Raw genomic sequence first — 404 nt, forward strand, 5'->3', positions numbered from 1 at the left:
GTTCCATCTTTATGATGTGATTTTCATTCCACTCACTACGTCTCTTGCATATCATTTTTGAAAACTTCTTGTTCACTTCGTGGCTCATTAATCTTTCTGCAATGGAACTTTTACTAATAGGCTGCGCATCTTTTTGCAATAAACTCAGAATTTCTGAATTTGTGCATTGACTTGTTGCGTCTTGTGTTCCATCAATTATTTTCCATCCCGTCCATGGCGGGAAGTCGCCATCACTAAACACCTTGATATCTGCCTGGTGCAAGTTAACCCATTTTTGACTTTTGTCCGGCATGGTTATCAAGTGCCAATGTGGAACATTGGTTGAAATGTTCGATTCATTCTCTCTATTAATGACACGACCAAATCGTAATAATTCATAGATGCTGCTGGATGCATTTTCAGGG

The 404-nt window shown here is 39.1% G+C and carries 1 protein-coding gene; it reads right to left on the reverse strand.

All coding sequences use genetic code 11. From position 1 onward, the window contains the following. Positions 1-404 (reverse strand): hypothetical protein (locus tag JHD62_RS21535; protein WP_199104588.1); only part of this gene is annotated, 404 nt, incomplete at both ends.

Origin of the sequence: Aquitalea sp. ASV11 (assembly GCF_016429185.1) — a bacterium.
Lineage (GTDB): Bacteria > Pseudomonadota > Gammaproteobacteria > Burkholderiales > Chromobacteriaceae > Aquitalea > Aquitalea pelogenes.